Below are 19368 nucleotides of genomic sequence, written 5' to 3'. Positions count from 1 at the left end.
ACCCGACTACCTTCACACGACTTACCAACCAAAATGTTCGGAGTCGGAGCTTCACGGGCGGCAGATCCCACCACGGGGGCGGGGCCGGTAACCTTTGCTCCACTTTTGGACGCAGTTGTGCTGGGTCCCTAAATGGACTCAACGCAGGTGATGACAGGGCTTGGTAGTTCTGCAACGGTCAGCGGACGCTGGCCTCACGCTTCGGCAACAGCGCGGAACTCAGGGACTGGCGGAAGTTGCCCAGCCCAGGCGAACTACGCAGCCAAGGTCGGGCCGCCCCCGGATGCGTTGCTCGCCGGCGCCGGGCCGGGCTGCGTCAACGTGCGGGCGGCCCGTGAGCCTGCGGCGGTGCTCGCCCCGATGGTGATGAGGGCTCCGAGGATCATGGCCGCGGCTTCTCCCGCCGCCAACAAATGCAATTGGGAGCCGATCGTAGCGGCGGCAACCGGCACTCCCAACTGGGACGCTGCAAGCACCGCGAGCGGCAGAGGCTGGCCCAGTAGCCGCAGGCTTCCATGGACCAGCAAGGCACCCAGACCAAGGCAGATCCCGAGGAGAAGCATTTTCGGGCTTCCGGCTAGGGCGCGCAGATCCAGCGATGCGCCCAGCCAGACGAAGAACACTGGCCCCAGAAAGCCATCGCTGACGGCGAAGAGCTGATGAGCCAATCGCCGGGGTTCGCCCACCGCTGCGACCACCAGGCCGAAGGAGAACCCGGCCAGCATGATGGACACGTGACCTGCCACAGCAAGACCGGAGAGCGCGAACAGCACGGCAAGTTGGATCCTCAGTTCCAGGGCGAACTTCCGGTCCTCGGACACGCCATGCACCCGTCCGCGCGTGCCGTTGCGCTCCAGCCAGCGAAGCACGAAGAACAAAACCGCAGCGCACGCCGCGATGACGGCTGCCCCTGCAGCTGCCCTCGGCGCATTGGATGGGTCGACAGCAAGCGGAAGCGCCACAATGCAGGCGATGTCCGCCACCGCCACTTGCGCCGTCGTCGTCAAGACCTTTGGTCCCCTCAGCCGCAGCGAATCGACGATCGGCAGGACCAAGGCTGCCGACGAGGACGCGAGCAGAACGATGTAAAGGGGAGCATGTCCGGTGCCGAAGGCAAAGGCAATGCCGATTCCCACGACCGCCGCCAACACTGTGGCGATGCCGGCACGCAGCGCACCCGCGCCCAGTGCCGGGCGGATGGCTTTGTCCCGCACTGGGACATGCGTTCCGGCGACGAACATGACGAGGGCAAACCCGACGTCGGCCACAAAGGTGAACGTGGCGTCCGAGGAGTCCACCAGACCCAAACCCGTGCGCCCGATGGCGATACCAGCCAGTAACTGCCCTAGCACCACGGGAAGCTGCCATTTCCGGGGAAGCGCCAGCAGCGGGCCTAGTAGCGCGACCGCGGCGATCAGCGAAAGCTGAAAGAACGACACCTTCCTCCTTCCACCGGCATGCGGCTGGCTTTCGGTAATTACCGGAGCGCGCAGCCAGTTTGAGTGGAACGTCGGCGTTTTCGTCCCTGTAGTAGCTTGCGCATACCCGATGGTAGCCATCGACCACACATAGACGGTATCCCTCGGGCCAGATCGCCCCTGACCATCAGATGGGCGAGAGCTTCTTGCCTTCCTTGGTCTTCTTCAAATCGGAGGCATCGTGGACGTTGTCCTCGGGCAGCAGCACCAGCCTCGCGGCCCGGAGAATGTCTTTGGCCTTGCGATGCTGGATGGGGGCGACCTTGAGCAACGCGACAATCGTGGCAACGACTTCGGCGGATTCCAGTAAGGAACGATAGTCCGCCCCGCTCGGATAATCTTGTTCCTCGTGCTGCGGCAACCAGCGGACTCGACGCCGACATCATCGCAGCCTGGAACACCAACAAAAACACTGCCTACCAAACAACCCAGACATGCCGTAATCAGTGCGCTACCGGGCCGTCAGTGGTACATCATTCAGACGTCGCTTGCGGCCTGACGCGCGAACCCTACTGACCTCGGACTCCGCGGCTAGCTAGGTCGTGCCCGATGGATCGAGTGTGAACCGCTGGCTGCCGATGGATGCACCGGATTGATCATTGATTCAGATCCAGGCCTTGACCCGGCGTCGGCGCTCGGTTGCGTTGGTCGCCCTGGGCGACTTTGGCAATGTATACATACATCAGCAGCGTGTCTTATCTCGTGGCCCGCCCCCTTCCAGGAATGCAAGAGAGGTCGTCCCGGACTATGCGGCAACCTGACGTCGTGTAATGCCAACAAACCCAGCGGCCGCAACCCAGGTCTAGGGCGCGGCGAGAATTTCAATGATCGCGAGGTTCCACCGGTCGGTTGTTGGGGACGTGTCGTTGATGGTCACGGGTGTGCCGCTCGTCGGTGACGTGGAGTTCTGTCGTTGGACCCAGTAGGTGTCTCCCGCTGGCGCAAGGAACTGGTCAACGAGGGTCTGATTCGGTCCTGGCGCATGGGATATCGGGTTGGACCAGTCCGTGCCGACGCCCCAGACCCAGGAACCGGCCCTGGTGGTGGTAAGGGTGGCCGTTGGCGCGCCAGAGGAGGCGTTCGCACCCAGTGCTGCTCCTGGTGTGGTGTCTGCCCCGCGGAAGGCGACGACGGTCATGGCGGCTTGCCAACTGCCCGAGGCTTGTGTGGCGGTGACGGTCGCATTCGAAAGGGGGCCGGGGGCGACGGCTTGCCAGATCTCGGCGGTGCCTGGTTGCGTGTTGGTTCTTTGTCGGAGTGTCCAGGTCAGCCCTGCGCCGGCAACGCTGGCTATCCGGGCTGAATTCGCGGAGCTTGGTCCGTCCGAACTGATGAAGGCAAGGACGAGTTCGTTGGAGCCGGTGGTTGTCACACCCGAGGCGCTGATCGTCGTCGAGCTGGTGCCTTGGTGGACCGCGACGATCTTGTCGACCGTGACGCCGGGAGGTGCTGCGACGGCTTGCGCCGTGGCCGTGTTCGACAGCGGGCTGACATTGCCTGCCGCGTCGAGGGCGGCAACTGTGTAGGTGTACGTCGTCCCGGAGACCACCGAACTGTCGGTGTAGCTGGTCGACGGCGAAGTCCCGATCACGGTTCCGTCGCGCGAAACCCGGTATGAGGTGACACCCACGTTGTCTGTACCGGCCGTCCACGTCAAGGCGATCTGCCCGGCAGAGGCAGAGGCAGCCAGGCCCGCCGGCGCCGTTGGAGGGGTGGTGTCCTGGCCCGGTGCCGGCAACCGGACCATGCCGGCTGTGGACGGAACACCATTGCCGTCAATGATCGAGAGCAGGTAATACCCTGGAGGGGCGTAGTTGCCGTTGTCAGGCATTTGGACGTTCAGACCGCCGGAGGTTTGCGAGAAGTTCAGGTTCAAGGCCCTCGCGTTCTCATCGAAGGCATGGGTCACGGATCCTGTCTTGATCAGGGACACTGATTGGATCCGGCTCGCGTCCGGTGTTCCGATGAATGCGGTCGAACCGTACTGGACGCTGCCCGGTACGCTGGAGATGGTTGGCCGCGGGCCTTTGAAGAGGTACGGCGGGGAGTAGATCTGGTAACTTCTCTGGTCCGTGACCCCGTCGTCCCCGCCACCGCCGGATACGAAGACCCGACCGTCCGGGAGCAAAACGGCCACCGAGTGGTAGAGGCGAGGAACCGACATCGGCGCCATGGAGTTCCACGTTCCCGCGGCCGGTTGCCAGACCTCGGCCTGCATCACGGCTTTGGTGACATCCTGACCCGATTTGTCCGTTCCGCCTCCGGTGGCAAGGACTGAGCCATCGGGCAGGTTCGTCAAGTTCACGAAGCTACGGGGAAACGCCATGGGGGCCGTCGCTTGCCACGAAGGGCTTGGCGCGTTCATATCCAGGATGTAGGCGGTATTGGTGGACTGCCCCGTGAATCCACCGTCCGAGGCGGATCCGGCCTTGATGAATTTGCCCGGCGCGTAGTTCGCGATCGAGCCGCCGTCCAGGACACGGGAGTCCACGGTGGTCCATTGCTGCGTGGACACATTCAGGGCAAGGGTCGAAGTGGCTTGTTCGGACGCCCCTGCCTGGAGGACGCGGCCGTCAGGCAGCTGATACATGAAGGGGTAATACGGGATACTCCGGTTCGCGCCCGTCAGGTCGGTCCACGAGTTCGTGGTTGGTGAATAGACTTCCGGAATGGTCACGAGGTCCGTCAAACTGGCGTTCGAACCCGAGGTCACCAGCACGCGCCCGTCGGCCAACGTCGTCGCCGTCGGGTACCACCGGGGATGGTTCATAGGTGCCAGGGTCTGCCAGGTTTCCGTGACCGGGTCGAAGGCCGTCACATCGCGGATACCCAGTCCACCTTTTGTCGAGGTCCCGCCGACGACGAGAATTCGGCCATCGGACAGGACCGCCTGCCCTGCGCAGAAGAGATCGGCGGTGGCGCTCGGTACCTGGGTGTAGTTGCCTGTCGCAGGATCGAGCAGGTACTGCTGGCCGCCTTGGGAGAAGTCGCCTTGCCATGTGAGAACCTTGCCGGCAGGTGTCAGCGCCGCGTGGATGGACACCTCGGGCCATGCGACGACAGAGCCCCACGAGCCGACCACTGACGGGTCCGTGCCGGACCCGCTCGCCGTGGTGAACGTCGCGTCGGGTGAGACGGCCAGATTGCCTGACGCGTCGGCGGATTTCACCCTGTAGTGGTACAGGGTGCTGGCCGAGAGCCCGGACAGCGCCTGCGAGTGTGTGGTCTGCAGCGTGGAATTCTGAAGTGTGCTCTGGCCGTATGCCGTGGTGGTGCCGTATTCCACTTGCGAGTCGGACGCTTCGTCGGTGGTCCAGGTGATGGTTGTTCCGCTGGAACTGGGCGTGCCGGCAGATACCGAAGAGATCACCGGCGCAGTGGTGTCACCTGTTGCCGTCGAGGCCGGAAGAATTTCCATGACGGAGAGATTCCACTTGTCCGTTGTGGGTGCTGTGTCATTGATCGCCACCACGGTAGGAGGTGCCGCCGTCGTTATCGCGCTTTGGCGCTGGACCCAGAACGTGTCGCCTTGGCTTGAGAGGTACTCGTCGACCTTTGTCTGCCCGGCGCCGACCGTACGGGCCGTGCCTTTGTCCCAGTCATTTCCCGCTCCCCACACCCATGAGCCTGCCCGCGATGTGGTCAGGGAAGCGTTGGGCGCTCCCGTAGCGCCGTTTCCTGTTCCAACAGCGCCGTCAGTGACCAAATCCGCGCCGACGAAGGTGACAACAGTCATCGACGACTGGTACGAACCCGAGTTGGTGGCCGTAACCGTGACGTTCGTCAGGACGGTCGGCGCGACTGCCTGCCAAATCTCCGCGGTGCCCGGTCTGGCATTGGTCCGCTCGCGCAACCGCCACGAGAGGCCGCCACCGACGACTGAGGAGAAAGTCTCCCCGGGGGCTAGCGACCCGTCCGACATGACGAAGGCAATAAGAAGTTCATTCGTCTGACTTGTCGTGAAGGCGGGCGAGACTATTCGTGTCGAAGGGGTGCTCTGGTGCGTGCTGACAATCCGGTCCGTGGCCAAAGGTACCGCAGCCGCCGCGGGCGCGGCTGCCGGGAGCAGGTTCACGATGGATGCGGCGAAAGCAAGAGATAAGCCCGCAAGCAGCGCGATGGGCGGTGACGAAAAGATGCGGTGCATGGTTGGTCCTTTGATTCGACTAGCCGTGGCAGGCCAGGATCCGCAGTTCGTGGAAAACCAAGGCGTCGGATTCGACCGAACGAACGTGGCCTTATCACTGAGCTTCAACATATGGACGGGATTCAGTAGCGTCCCGGTGGTCCCTCAGCATGGCGAATGCCCGCAGGGAACTTCGAAAACCGCACCAGCCATCCCACGTCGTGCTTCAACACGACCGCTCAAGGAGGCTCGCCTGCGCTGTCAAACTATCCTCCGCTAGACAGCTGGCGTCGACTTTCGTGCAGTCAGGTGCCGCTGGCGTCGTCGACCGCTTCAGACGCCTGATCAGGGACTTTTACTAACAGGGTGATCTCCTCACGATTCTGCAGGGAAACTCATCACCCATCGGGCGGAGACCATGCGTTCGGTAAGCTGCACGGGTGAACCCCTGACGGCGGCAACTATGCCGCCCGAAACGCCGGGCCAGATACCTCGGCGAGTGGGAAAGACCTAACTGAGCCGGCACGGCTACCTCGCGAGCAGCGACTACTTGGAAGACGGCAATGTACGAGGGCAGCGCTAATCGTTTGGGAAGGCAACCTTGTCTCCGTCACGCACCGCCGTCGCGATCAGTTCCACACTCGAAGAATAACTGTCCGTGAGCTGTCCTAGCAATGGAAGTTGGTCAGGCTTTTCCACGGGCGCGCCCAGAAGAAGGCAAGTCTAAGGATCCCACATCTCAACAAGGGGAGGGCCCATACGCCAGGACCCTGACCCCCGCTCCCCGCCAAGCTGAAGAGCCCGCACCCAGCGGCTGGGGACCGTCGGGGCTCATAAGATGAAAGCACTCGTCAGGCTTTGTATGCCGCTAAAGCAAAAACCCCCTCTGACGAGGGGGTATGCCCTGCCCGAGGTGGGACTCGAACGGGATTCCATGCCTTGGAAACACTGGGAACTCCCGAAAACATGCGGAAACCGGGCCAGTCCCACGACAGTACGGGCCAGTCCGAAGCGAAAAGTGTGGACATTGTTCACACTTCTTTTTTGCTCGACCGCCACCGAAGAAGCGGTACCCAACGCTGCTCTGCACACTCGGACCGGTACCAGCAAATAGTAGCCGCCACATGCTACAGATCGTCTGCTCAGCCTCAGCCTTTTAACCCACTCGGAGCCTCCTGCCGGAATGAGGCGGCAGCCTTCAGGGCACGACTCACACCCATCGGTCGAAAGGACCAAAATCCGACCACACTTCGCCTGGCAGAACGATGAAACATCCAACATGATGGCGGCACCTCCTTCATTGTTAACATGGCGGAGAAGACCACGAGCATCATGACAAGACCTTTCGACCGAGCCGACGACAGAACCCCGATTATCGGCCGAAGGTTCTTGGCCGGAACGGCCGACGGCTACATTCTTTCACCCACATACGTCCCGGACGGATTCGAAGATTTCCGCAACGCAGTCCCTGTAATGCCGCTATTGCAGGACAGGGTCCTGTCCCGCCGCGACTACAAGGGCTCACCCTTCGCGAGCATCTTGGACTCGCGCGCCCAGGAGCGAGGTGAATTTGAAGCCGTCCAAAAGGACCCGATTCAAACATAAGAGCCCGGCTTTATCGACCGCTCTCCTAGATCCGTTTTCGAGAATATCGGACCCGCGATATCTGGAGGTATGACTGCAAGACCTAGTTCTGGCACTCGATGGAGGCACGGTCACACAGTCGTTCCGAAGTCCGGAAACGTCAAAGGAATCCCTCCCATCTCCATCCAGAGACCAGCGGCGATTTCTGCCCGATTTCTGTCGGAGGCGGAGAGGATCACGATCGCGGACCTCCTACATACCGGACACAGCATTCGCGCCATCGCTTTGGAACTTGGGCATCCGTTGACCGCGAGCCGCGAGATCCGTCGGAACATTCATTGGCCCTCTGGCAACTACCGTCCGCGGACGGCCGAGGGTAGACGCAGCCGTGAACGGGCGGGAAAGATTGCCAGCAACCCGGAGTTACGGGAATTCGTGCGCGAACACGAAGCAACGCTGGAGCCCTCGCCAGATTAGCAACAGTCTGCGCGCTGCTTTTCCCCACGACCAGAGATGCACGTCGTACCTGAAACGGTTTATCAGGCGCGCGGACTGCGGAGATTTCATTCAGCAGCACCATGACATTTAGTGCTCAACGGGAAAAATCAACGTTCCAGCCAGCGACACGGACAGGATCGTGAGCGTGGATGCCAGTGCCAGCACGACGGGCTTACCGCCAACCTTAGCGAGCCCGCGGAAATGAACGCCGAGACCGAGTGCGAACATAGAAGTGGCCAGCAGTCCACTCTGCAGCCATTTGGCCGCTTCGATGGAGAATCCGGGCAGGACGCCAGTAGTGCGCAGCAACATGGCAACGATAAAACCCAGGACGAACACGGGAACGATCGGCGGTCTTTTAGCAGACCTGCCTGCAGTTTGAGTACGCCCTCGATGACAGCTGATACCGGCAATGATTGGTGCCAGCATCAGCACTCGCGCGAGTTTCGCGGTGACGGCAACGGCCAGGGCGGTACTGCCGACTGTCCCTCCGGCGGCGACTACCTGCGCCACCTCGTGGGTTGAAGCACCGATCCACAGGCCCTGAGACTCCTCCGTCATTCCTAGCAGGCCGCCCAGAAAAGGTACCAACGGGATCATAAGCGTGCCGAACAGCACCACCAAGCCGATAGCCGTTACAACTTCCTCCTCCTCAGCGTCCGTCGCGCTTTCTGTCGCCGCGACCGCCGCTGCACCGCATATGGAGAAGCCGGAGGCGATCAGGAGCCGCTGCGTCATTCCGATGCGGAGCCAACGGCCGACCCACATCGTGGCTGCGAACGTGACCCCGACAGCGGCCACGACAACAAGGAGAGCCCCGGCACCCAGACCTAGAATTTCGGCCAGCGACAGCTGCAGCCCCAACAGGACGATACCCGCGCGCAATAGCTTCTTTATCGCGACAGTAATGCCTGGAGCCCAAGAGCCGGGCACACTGAGAAGGTTGCGCCATGCTACCCCAAATAGGATAGCAATCAGCAGCGGGCTGGCTCCGGGCAAGAACCGCGCGGAAACCATCGCGACAGCCGCCCCGACGACGCAGGCAGTCAAACCTGGCACTGATTGCGTCCACTGGCGCAAGCGCACGGACGCCTTTATTGGCGTGCCACTCTCGGGAGACTCAGCGCTAATAGAGGACTTTGGTAGGTGCTGCTGTTCCATGTTAAGACCGTCGCATGCCCAACAAAGACGCAGTAGCCATGATTCCACCATGGGGGCATATGATGCTGATATGGAGCGAAGGGCACTGCCAAAGCTGCCAGCCGACAAGTGGCTGGAGATCTCGGCGGTGCGTCTGCTCGTGGCAATTGCCGATGCGGGCAGCCTCAGCGCGGGCGCCCGCTTGATTGGCATGGCCCAGTCCAACGCAAGTCGTGCCGTCGCCACTTTAGAGCGGCGACTGGGTTACCCGTTGCTCACGCGCTCCACAAGAGGCTCAAAACTGACCCCGGAGGGAGTGCTGACCGTCGAATGGGCAAGAGAGATACTCGACGCGACAGAGAGATTCTCGGCTGGAGCCGCGGCCCTGGCCTCGACGTCTGGTACCGAACTGGTGTTTGGTGCCAGCATGACCGTGGCCGAGTATCTCGTCCCACGCTGGCTCAGCACATTCCGGGATGAGTGCCCGGAAGTCCAAACCACTCTTCGAATTAACAATTCCCGCCGAGTTGTCGAGGGTGTGCGGTCCGGGGAATTGGCCCTCGGATTTATTGAAACTCCTGACATCCCCGGTGATGTGCAGAGTATCCACATCCTGACTGACCGTCTCGTGGTCGTCATCTCCCCAGATCATCCATGGTCAGCGCGCGTGGAACCACTCACCCACGAAGCCCTCGCCTCCACGCCGTTGGTGGAACGCGAAGACGGGTCGGGCACCCGCGCTGCGCTGAATGCCGCCATTGGCGCCAGTCGGGCCAGGCCCATCGCCGAACTGAACAGCAATTCTGCCATCAGCTTTAGCGTCATGGCCGGACTCGGACCGGCGGTGCTAAGCAACTTGGCCGTACAAGGAGCTCTTAGGGCAGGGCGTCTCGTCGAGATCCCCGTTGTCGACCGCCCCCTCGAACGCGACCTGCGGTGCATCTGGTTTGGCGGCCACAGACCAGTGGGATCCGCCGGGCGCCTGCTCGACATCGCCGTGCAAACCACGTCCACTTCATAGCAGGGGTGTTTACCAGCGCCCACTAAGCACCGTTAACACGATGAGCTGAAAATGCAAGGAGTTGCCAGATCGGGTGTCGAGCGGACTATTTAGTTCCCGAAACGATCTACCCAAACGACTTGGGCAGTCGCATGACGAACGTCGCATTTTGACGGGCTGGTCGCGGCGAGAGCATTCCTTTCCCCAGCCATTCCTACCAGGGCCCGGATGTTTTCGGGCTTCAGGGCAAGTCGAGTCGAGCCGCGCCAGCGACCGGACACAGGATCTGGGCCGGGGGTGCGGGAGAAGACCAAGACCGAGGTCCAGGTCTTCTTGCCGTCGCACAAGAACGCCTAGCCGCCTAGCCAAAATCCAATGACGACTTGTCTCAAGAACTTGACTGCCGCACTCCCATGTCTCAGAAGACTAAACCAATCGGAGATTTTTACGGACTATGTCAGTTTGTCGCAGCATCGCCGAAAGAACTCAAGCACCAGCGCAATCCGGCTGGTGCTTGAACACTATGGTGACTGTGTGGTTTCAGGTCACCGGCCCGTCGTCACTGAATCCGTTCCGCTGCATGAGGGACCGGCGACGGTTCACCGGGTCCCGTTTTCGTCATTCTCTCCGGTGTTCACACCTAGACACAGGCTCCATGGCACCAATGGGAGTGCGATTCTTCGTTCAGTCTGATGGGATGGGGAGAGGGTTTCACCGACGAGGCTAGCAGTGTTCGTAGCGAGAACGACTTGGTTCTGATCAACTATGCAGGTGTTTGACGGCAAGTACCGGAGAAACGGCGCGAATCCAGTCTGGAGGCTGCTAACGAGGACGCCAACGGCAGCAACGCCGGCCATTCTGCCGTCCCTCGTGACTCGCTTGGTGAAGGAGACGAGGTGTTCGTTGGCGCCGAAGGCGTCCACGTAGGCATAGGTGGCATGGACCTCGTCATCGGCTTCGTGCGCGGGCCACCACGGTGCTGTCGAGTAGCCATAGAAGTCCATATCCGCTTCCACACGCCGCGCCGATCCCGGACCCGACGGAATGGTGCACCAGATGAGGCCCGGTTCGCCGAAGAATGATGGATCGGCCACGAATCCCGTCCCGACCAGAGCCGGCATGGCCTTCGCCAGAACGTTCTGGCACACGTCGTAGACATTCACCAACTGATCCAGCCTACCGTTCTTTGAACGGTCGAGGTCGGTTTGGACGGCTTCTTCTACGGCTCGGATCGACGCGGCTGCGGTACCTGCGAGGCTCTCAGCGAACGATTCGACGGCGGAAACTGCGCCGTCGATGCCTTCGATTCCTGGCTGAGATCCTGGTGGCGGAGATTCCATTGACATCCGCAGATCGATGAGGCGGTTCATGTCCCGGCGAACATGCTCTTCGGCGAGGGTACGTGCACTAGTAGCGTCCCCGGCTCGTATTGCATCCACGATCATCGCGTGCTCATTTGCGGCCACGCTTCGGCGATCAGAAGCGGCGGCCCATACCAATGCCCCTACCGCAGCCTGCATCTCCAGCTCCTGACGGGCGAACAGGACGGATCCGGATGTGGCCGCAAGCTCCACGTGGAATTGACTATCCGCCCGCATCATTTCAACGGGCGTCTGCGCCGTCTCGATCGTTACTGCCATCGATGCCAGTCGCCCGATAGGGACCTGCCGGGATCGGCCCGCCGCCGTTATAGCGGCTGACCCTGCCAGGAATGCCCGATATTCTCGGATATCGCGCAATTCCTCAAGGGAGTACGCGGCAAGGGTCTCCCGCTGGGCTTTGCCGATGTCTCCGGTGTTCGCCCTCACGAAGCTTCCGCCGCCTTTGCCGCGTCGTGTTTCCAGAAGTCCCCGATGACGAAGTTCGGCCAGGGCGTTTCGCAGGGTCATGGTAGAGACTCGCATCCTCATCGCGAGCTCGCTTTCGCTGGGAAGCTGGGCGCCGTCTTCGAGTATGCCCAGTTCGATCGAATGTCGGAGTCGAAGCGCAATCTCCTCACCACGTTCGGCAGTCTCCAACGGCGCGAATGCGAGTCGGTCTCTCCAGCTGGACATGGCCACCTCTCCTGGGACGGTATCAACGATCGTAGAGTCTAATATCTAATGTTAGATGTCTATTGACATCTAACATTAGACATCTAAGGTTAAGGGTATCAGAAGACGGGGACCGAGTCTCCGACCACCTCGACCGTCAACAAGGAGAGTCGACGTCAATCATGATAGATAGCACGGATGTCGTCCATGTCTGGCAGCGAGCCGGGAACTCGACACCAGTCGATCGCCTCAGTCTCTACGCACAAGCGCTCACGGCAGATTGCCCGATCGGCGCGTACCGGACACTAGACGATGCGCAGGAGGACAAAGCAATCCTCGCCTTGTTCTGCGTGGATCGCCCCCGAGCGACCGTCGCTTCGCTCCACCAGGTGCCGCCTCTGGCCCTCTCGGGCTATCACCAGTTGCTCCACGACCTCGCCCGCGAAGGGCTCGGGCCAAGCGGTGGATCTCCCCCCTTCGGCCATTCACGTGACAGGGCCCTCCATCAACGCGGGGACACCCTGTGAAGCGTCGCTCCTTCGGAGCCAGCATTGTCCCGCAGGCTCCCGGGGCGTGCACGATCCGGATGGTCCTTCCACAATTCCCAGGGCTGCTGCGACCTCGGGCCGACAACCCGAAAGCTTTGGGATGAGCTTATGCGTGAACTCGACCCCGACTTCGCCTGAAGCCGCTCCAACACCATGGAAATGAGACGACATGACCAGACAAGAAGCGTTTGCACATTGCCCCTCAGACTCCTACGTGGAGTTATATGGGAACCAATGGCTGATCATTCCGTTTGCACCTGTCACACAGCCTCGCTTCTTCGTCTGTACGCCAGGTCCGAGGCACCTGGATTCCACCTGAAACCTCCGAAGGCGAGCTCACTGCACCCAACGTAACGGCCTTTATCGGGCCGCTGGACCGCCGCCACCGCAATCGGATTCAGCGAACTCAGCAGCGGTTTCGTCACCTACAGGACCCGGCACGTAGCTCCGGCCCCCCTTCTCCGGGGACGTCAAACACCGCGTCGAAGACATCCTCCGCGCGTCCTAACCGCAAACACCAATGAGACGAGGAGAAATCATGCCCAGACCCCGAACGCCGCACAATGGACTGACTCAGACCGCATCCCGATTACCCGTACCCGATCCGAACATCTGCGCCGAAGAAGCACCAGCTCCGGTTCAAGATTTTGGCATAGACGAATACTTTGCATCCCCTTGGATTGGCCTTCATTACACGCATGAGTTCATGCTCCACCACAGGCACGAACTGCTGGAGAATCAAGATCTGAGGGACTGACGCCAGAGGACAGTTCAGCGCCCTCATGCGCATTGATTTCAAGCCGAAGCTCCAACCAGGCGGAGTGTGGGCATCCGGTGCCGGTAGGTCGAGACCGAACGGCCAGGCTGAGACGGTCGATTCAGTGCATCGCGTCGGCTGTCCTCAGGAGGGCCCGATTCGAGAACGCCTGCGGAGAGTTGCCGGCCATCCGTTGTTCCTCCACCGTGTACTCTGACTCAGCAAGCCGCGTTCGTTGGAGAGACCTACGAGCTTGTCCATGAGGAGTGTGGCATCGGCTTTTCGGCTTGTGCGCCCATATTATTGTTTCACCAGCCGACACGCATGCGAGGAAAGGCGCGCTCTCCGGGATCCAGCTCGTCGATCGCGCTCGCTACCGTAGCGGAGTAATAGACCGCCGTGGGTGAGGGGTTTCCTTCTCCAAGCAATGCGACGATGCTTAGCTTGTGCTTGTCGGAGTAGCACGGAAAGCAACGTGCGGCATGATCAGTAGGGCTATGCCTCCCCGTACGTCTGGCCTGAAGAGGTCAGCTACAGATCGTCGCTGATGTCAACCGCCGCTTCGACTTCGAGGTCGAAGCGGAGATCGCTGCTATCTCCGCTGTTGCATGGAGCACGATTGAACACACCGACACGATCTACAAGAAGAGCAGACGGCGGCGTCGGCGCTATGAGCTGAAGTCGCGGAAATTTGGGTTTGCGTTCTGTTCGCCCAAGAAGTCCAATCAACTGGCCGGCCGCCTGATCGTGCGCCGGGTTTCGGATCTCAAGCCAAGGAGCTAGAACGGGCAGAACGCGGTCTTCGACCAAGTTGCGGTACCGGGCCTTGTTCACGACACCAGATGAATCGCCCTCGGTGTCAACCACCGACAACATCGCCGGGGGCGGCTTTCGTGTGGACGGCGTCGGCATCGACCGCTTCGGCGCGGCGGGTCTGGGGCTCGTTGGCTTCTGTCAGAATCGAGCTCGCGGTACTGTGCTGTGGGCCAGGTATCGTCGCGACGCGCGAAGGAATGCGTCGACGAGATGCGCCTGCTCCAAGGGATGCCCCGCCTCGCGAAGCGCATGTCCACGATTGCCGGATCAGCCACGGGCAATCCCGCCGGGGCGATGACGAGGAGACGTCCGCGACCGCACACCCCTCCAAGACCTGATGCCGCCGCGTCAATAGCGGCAGCACGGCTTCAAGGTCGGGTTCCAGGTCGGCCCGAGCCTGCCGCTATCACGACCGGCTCGAGAGCCGACTCTGATGAGGGGGCGGCGGATTCACGGCCAGATCCAGAGCGACTCCCGGGATGACGTTGGCTCAAGAGGTCACATTGTCTTTACGTATTGAAAACCCGGTGCAGCTGAACCATGTAGTCCTCACCTCGGACCGAGGTGGGGGCGTTCAGGATCTCCCGGTTCACTTGGATCATCAGGTCGCGTCGGAGGATCGACTGCGATTTGTCGGCTGCCGCGAGGGCGTCAGCGACCTTTTCTTTGGTGAAGTCCGTGCAGTAGACGGGAGTGCCTGGCTGTTGCCGCCACGACTGCTCGAGGTTGCCGGCGTCGAAGGCATCGAAGCCTGTCTCCTCGACCAGCGACATGGCCAAGGCGCGTTGGGCGTCGCTGTCCCCAGCGACGGGAATTGCAATACGGTCGCGGTGACCCACAGGTGTCGCCTTGGAGTCGAACGAGCCAGTGTTGATGGCATTCCATGCTTTGATTACTCTGCGGCCGAACTGTTCGCTCACCCAGAGACTCTGCACCTGACCCTCGTCTACCGCGGCGATGTTTCCGTCGCGATGGGGGTAGTAGTTCGAGGTGTCGATGACCACTGCATCGTCGGGAAGCTGTTCGATCAGCGGCCTGAGGTCAGGTACCCGCGCAAAGGGGACGGAGGTGATGAGGACCTCGACTCCGTCGACAACCTCACTCGCCGTAACGGCGGTTGCGCCGCTGCTCAGCGCGTTGGCCGGAATCGTTTCGGGGCCGCGGGAGTTGGCGACCTTGACCTGGTGACCGGCCGCGGCTAGTCGGTGGGCCAGGGTCGTGCCGATATTTCCGACGCCAAGAATTCCTATGCGCACTTCTTCTCCTTGCTTGTAAACGGTGCTTGTAAAAAGTCTGATGAATACCGATTACGACGCGGATCGACGTCGCAAATTGATTTTGTGAACCGCTGCCGGGCGGGTCAATTACGACGGCGATTCCCAGGGATCGTGGTGCTCACGAATTCGCCGATCTCTTCCAACGCTTCCTGCCCTTCTGGCAGGAACGACGAGAACAACGTCCAAACGTGCACCATGCCGTCGTATTCGCGGTATTCGACGTGTGCCCCTTCTCGCTTGAGCTTCTCGGCTAGATTGCGGGAGTCGTCCAGCAGGACTTCAGCACCTCCCACGAGCAACAGACACGGCGGAAGCCAGCCAAGATCGGCCAGCATCGGGAACGCTGCCAGCGCCTCCTCCGGCCCTCGCCCATCGAGGTACAGACCCGCAGCGCGTTGAATGCCCTTTCGCGAGACAATCGGGTCGCTATGTGCGCGCTCTTCGTAACTGGAGTTCGTCACCGTCAGGTCGACGAGTGGCGACACAAGGACTATGCACGCCGGGAGTGTGGCCCCTGCGCGATGCAAATCCAACAGGGAGCTGATCACCAGGCCTCCGCCTGCTGAGTCTCCGATGGCGAAAACAGACTGTGGCCCGACTTCGTCGATGGCGGCAGCAAGGACGTTTCGCGCATCCTCGAGGGCCGCCGGAAACGGATGTTCCGGAGCCAGGCGGTATTCCGCCACGAAGACCCGGGCGTCGGTTTCCCGTGACACCTCCGCAGCGTAGGCACGGTAGCCCATGGCCGAGCCGATGATATAGCCGCCTCCATGCAGCATCACGCCGATCCGTCCGTTCGACGCGCCATCGGCATGGACCCAGTACCCATCGATGCCTCCATAAGTGGCGTCGATGATCGATACGTCATCTGGGATGGGCAGCTGTGCGAGTACCGCCTCGTAGCCCTCGCGCCGATCATCCAGCGTCCCGCCACCTTCGGCGGGCAGCGCGTGCTGCAGCATTGCTTTGGCCCGATCAAGGGGACTTGAAACTACAGACTTGGCCTCTGCCATCATTAAACCCTTTCATTGCTGGCCGACCGTGCAGCCAGATAACCAGGCAGCTCCTCCGGAATCTCCGCGTCGCGCGGCGCGATGCCTGGAACGCGGACGCGCTGGCGACCGGCGAGGCTACGACCCAATGCTTCGTGGGACGAAAAGTACTCATAACGCATTTGCCGACGCGCGAACAGCCATCGGCCGTCAACCCAGCGATATTGATCGTCATAGCGATAGGCTGCGAGACACCGTTGCCCCGCGATCGCCACCTCACCATGCCCCATCTGCACACCGGCCGCAGTCTTCGCACCCAACGCCAGGTCCACCACGTGCGAATGGACGCTGTGAACGGTCATGGAGTAGTTGGCCATGATCTGCGCAAAAAACTGGCGCAACTCCTCACGTCCTGTGTATACATGACCGGCACGCAGGAAAGTGCCGTCTTTCGAGAACAAGTCGACAAGGGCGTCCAAGTCGCGGCTATCAACGAGGATGGGATAGATCGCACCCAGTTGGTGGATTGCGTGCACATCAGCCAACCGTTGCAGGTGTCCTAGTTCCGATCCCACCTCGATGTGGGGGCTGGCGTTCACATTGCTGAGGTCCAGCGTCATTCTGCGCCTCCTTGTGGCGGTCTGTACCTTCTCCGCGGTCCCTGTTCTTTCGAGTGCACTCGCGATCACTGTGCACACACGATGACGCCGGGGTCCACGCGATACCTATCCCGTTGTGGCTGGTTGTTGGGGTCCGGTGTAGGTGACTTGACTGCCGGGGACGTGACGCCATTTCTGCCCCTGGTCTTGCTCTTCGATGAAGTGCGCAGCAAGAGACAGTGTCCGTGAAGTCATCAGGATGGGACGTGCCAAGCGTGGATCGAGGCCGAGGTCCAAGAGAAGCGCAGCGGAGACGCCGTCGATGTTGGTCGCGATTCGCCGTCCGACGGCTGCTTCCAGCTCAGTCTCGATCGACTCAAGCAGAAGACAGTGATCGCCGTAGACCCCATGTTCATCGGCGATTCCCATCAGCAGCGGCGCTCGTGGGTCAACGTCGTGGTGCGGGTGGCCGAATCCTTCGATCGGTTCGCGGGCAGCGCGCCTGGCCGTGACGATGCTTCGGGCCTTCGCCCGGATCTCGTCGCGTCGATCGCTTCCGGTGCTCTGGATGCTGGCAATGGCTTCCCGAAGCCACCCGGCGATCTGCTCTCCGGCGCCGCCGTGATGATCGCCGATAGTGAGCATCCCCGCAGCGATTCCCACTTGGATAGGATTCCCGTACGAGGCCATCATTCGGGTGACGGTGGTCGTTGGTGAGATGCCGTGTTCCATGACCGAGACCATGATGGCCTCAAGGACGTGGGCCTGTCCTCCGGTTGGCAATCGACCGCTGATGAGGAGGTATGCGAGTTCACCGAAGCTGCGTTTGCCAATCATTGTGGTCAGCAGGTGACCGCGAACGAGAACGTCGTCGTCTCGCACTTGAGCTATATCTGTTGACCAGTCGTCAGTTGTCGACGCCATGGGCGCCTTCCTCTCGTAGAGATGTGTGGTTCGGGCTATCGTGGTCGACGCTGCTGGAGGGCAAAAGTCCTGACCGGGTCCTGATCCATGAACAGTGGAAACGGGTCTGGGTCGCCCGGATGTGCGTTCTATGGCTTCCCAGGGGACCAACTGCACTATTAGGACACCGTGGAATCGCATCCACAAAATGATGGTAACGTATCCAGAACTGAAAATCGAGGGGACTAATTGTGCTGATCTAATCCATTGAGGTGAGGGCACTTCGCCGTGCTGCTCGACAAACCCCTACGCCTCCACAGGACCCGTCCGATACGCCTTCGGAAAGGTTGATTGCGGCAGATCGTGAAAGGTTCTTGATTCAGAAGATTCTCGAAGAAGCTACTCTTCGGGAAATATCGGACGGCTTCTGACAGGCATGGGGATGAATCGATGCAATCTGGCTGGTATCGGAACCGCACCCTCTCGGAGCACCGTTCTGCCGCCCAGCACGCTCTGGCACCCAAAGGAGAGCCTCATGGAATACCGCACACTTGGTTCATTGACCGTTTCCGCCCTCGGCCTCGGCTGCATGGGCATGCAAGAGTTCTACCGCGAAGGAGACGAACGCGAATACATCGCTACCATCCACGCCTTCCTCGATGAGGGTGGCAGCCTCCTGGATACCGCCGACATGTATGGCCCGTTCACTAATGAGAAGCTCGTCGGTAAGGCGATCGCCGACCGCCGCTCCGCCGTCATACTAGCAACGAAGTTTGGAACTGAAAGGGGCGACGACGGTTCCTGGGCTGGGGTCAACGGCAGGCCTGAGTATGTGCGCGCCGCTTGCGACGCGAGCCTGCAACGACTCGGCGTTGACTATATCGATCTGTACTACCAGCACCGGGTGGACAAGACCGTCCCGATCGAAGAAACCGTCGGTGCCATGAGCGAGCTGGTCCAGTCGGGTAAGGTACGGTACTTGGGTCTTTCCGAGGCAGCACCGGATACGATCCGCCGCGCTCATGCCGTGCATCCAATCACGGCATTGCAAACCGAGTATTCTCTCTGGGAACGTGAGCCCGAAACCAAGGTCTTCGCCGTCCTGGACGAGCTGCGCATCGGCTTCGTGCCGTATAGTCCGCTGGGGCGTGGACTCCTCACTGGCCAGCTCCGCAGCCCGGAGGATTTCCCGGCTGACGATTTCCGCAGACGGTCCCCTCGTTTCCAGGGTGAGAACTTCACGCACAACCTGGAACTCGTGAACCGCGTCAAGGAACTCGCGGACGAGAAGCAATGCACACCTGGGCAGCTTGCCCTTGCCTGGATACTCGCACAGGGAGAGCATATAGTCCCTATTCCGGGTACCAAGCAGCAGGATCGGCTGGCAGAGAACTTGGGCGCCATCAATGTCGGACTTTCCCCCACGGACCTGAAGCGACTCGATGAGCTCGCGCCCCCCGGTTCGGCGGCTGGCGCCCGCTACCCGGACATGTCCACTATCGACGACTAGGCGGTAGCGCAAAGTAAGACCAGCAGGGCGCCCTGGCGGCCAGCGAGACGTTTGGCTAACTGAGTGCCGTTCGTTGGACGGTACCACCATGGAAACTTGGGGAATCT

At 61.1% G+C, this 19368-nt stretch carries 13 protein-coding genes; 4 read left to right on the top strand and 9 right to left on the bottom strand.

The window, feature by feature from the left end; genetic code table 11:
* Nucleotides 1-254 precede the first annotated feature (254 nt).
* From VUN82_11560 to VUN82_11550, 3 genes are all read right to left on the bottom strand, one after another.
* A complete protein-coding gene (locus VUN82_11560; protein ID XAS74413.1) occupies nucleotides 255-1439 on the bottom strand; it encodes a cation:proton antiporter in 1185 nt (394 codons plus the stop codon).
* A gap of 166 nt (nucleotides 1440-1605) precedes the next feature.
* Nucleotides 1606-1839, bottom strand: coding sequence for a hypothetical protein (locus VUN82_11555; protein XAS74412.1), 234 nt, complete (start codon nucleotides 1837-1839; stop codon nucleotides 1606-1608).
* 441 nt (nucleotides 1840-2280) lie between these two features.
* The gene (locus tag VUN82_11550; GenBank protein XAS74411.1) at nucleotides 2281-5625 is read right to left on the bottom strand and encodes a galactose oxidase-like domain-containing protein; all 3345 of its coding nucleotides are present in this window, start codon (nucleotides 5623-5625) and stop codon (nucleotides 2281-2283) included.
* A gap of 1311 nt (nucleotides 5626-6936) precedes the next feature.
* Between VUN82_11550 and VUN82_11545 the strand changes: the two genes are divergently transcribed.
* Entirely contained in the window at nucleotides 6937-7209 is a 273-nt protein-coding gene (locus tag VUN82_11545) for a hypothetical protein (protein ID XAS74410.1), read from the top strand.
* Between the two features lie 564 nt (nucleotides 7210-7773).
* Here VUN82_11545 and VUN82_11540 read toward each other — a convergent pair.
* Complete coding sequence (locus VUN82_11540) at nucleotides 7774-8847, bottom strand: YeiH family protein (protein XAS74409.1); 1074 nt, start codon at nucleotides 8845-8847, stop codon at nucleotides 7774-7776.
* A gap of 49 nt (nucleotides 8848-8896) precedes the next feature.
* On the opposite strand from VUN82_11540, the gene VUN82_11535 reads away from it, so the two are divergent.
* The gene (locus tag VUN82_11535; protein XAS74408.1) at nucleotides 8897-9847 is read left to right on the top strand and encodes a LysR family transcriptional regulator; all 951 of its coding nucleotides are present in this window, start codon (nucleotides 8897-8899) and stop codon (nucleotides 9845-9847) included.
* A 578-nt stretch (nucleotides 9848-10425) separates the two neighbouring features.
* Here VUN82_11535 and VUN82_11530 read toward each other — a convergent pair.
* Nucleotides 10426-11880: a GntR family transcriptional regulator gene (locus VUN82_11530; GenBank protein XAS74407.1), complete on the bottom strand. Its 1455-nt coding sequence runs from the start codon at nucleotides 11878-11880 to the stop codon at nucleotides 10426-10428.
* A 161-nt stretch (nucleotides 11881-12041) separates the two neighbouring features.
* Here VUN82_11530 and VUN82_11525 point away from each other — a divergent pair, with 161 nt between their 5' ends.
* Nucleotides 12042-12386, top strand: coding sequence for a hypothetical protein (locus VUN82_11525; protein ID XAS74406.1), 345 nt, complete (start codon nucleotides 12042-12044; stop codon nucleotides 12384-12386).
* Nucleotides 12387-14489: 2103 nt separating this feature from the next.
* On the opposite strand, the gene VUN82_11520 is transcribed toward VUN82_11525, so the two are convergent.
* The 4 genes from VUN82_11520 to VUN82_11505 all read right to left on the bottom strand — a co-directional run bounded on the left by VUN82_11520 (nucleotide 14490) and on the right by VUN82_11505 (nucleotide 17772).
* Nucleotides 14490-15236 carry an NAD(P)-binding domain-containing protein gene (locus VUN82_11520; GenBank protein ID XAS74405.1) on the bottom strand — a complete coding sequence of 249 codons (747 nt, stop codon included), beginning with the start codon at nucleotides 15234-15236 and terminating at the stop codon, nucleotides 14490-14492.
* A gap of 104 nt (nucleotides 15237-15340) precedes the next feature.
* Nucleotides 15341-16270: an alpha/beta hydrolase gene (locus VUN82_11515; GenBank protein XAS74404.1), complete on the bottom strand. Its 930-nt coding sequence runs from the start codon at nucleotides 16268-16270 to the stop codon at nucleotides 15341-15343.
* A gap of 2 nt (nucleotides 16271-16272) precedes the next feature.
* Nucleotides 16273-16869, bottom strand: coding sequence for a nuclear transport factor 2 family protein (locus VUN82_11510; protein XAS74403.1), 597 nt, complete (start codon nucleotides 16867-16869; stop codon nucleotides 16273-16275).
* Between the two features lie 105 nt (nucleotides 16870-16974).
* Nucleotides 16975-17772: a citryl-CoA lyase gene (locus VUN82_11505; protein XAS74402.1), complete on the bottom strand. Its 798-nt coding sequence runs from the start codon at nucleotides 17770-17772 to the stop codon at nucleotides 16975-16977.
* A gap of 514 nt (nucleotides 17773-18286) precedes the next feature.
* On the opposite strand from VUN82_11505, the gene VUN82_11500 reads away from it, so the two are divergent.
* A complete protein-coding gene (locus VUN82_11500) occupies nucleotides 18287-19261 on the top strand; it encodes an aldo/keto reductase (GenBank protein XAS74401.1) in 975 nt (324 codons plus the stop codon).
* The last annotated feature ends 107 nt before the right edge of the window (nucleotides 19262-19368 follow it).

This window comes from Micrococcaceae bacterium Sec5.1, from assembly GCA_039636795.1.
Taxonomy (GTDB): Bacteria; Actinomycetota; Actinomycetes; order Actinomycetales; family Micrococcaceae; genus Arthrobacter.
This window is presented reverse-complemented; position numbering and strand designations above follow the sequence as displayed.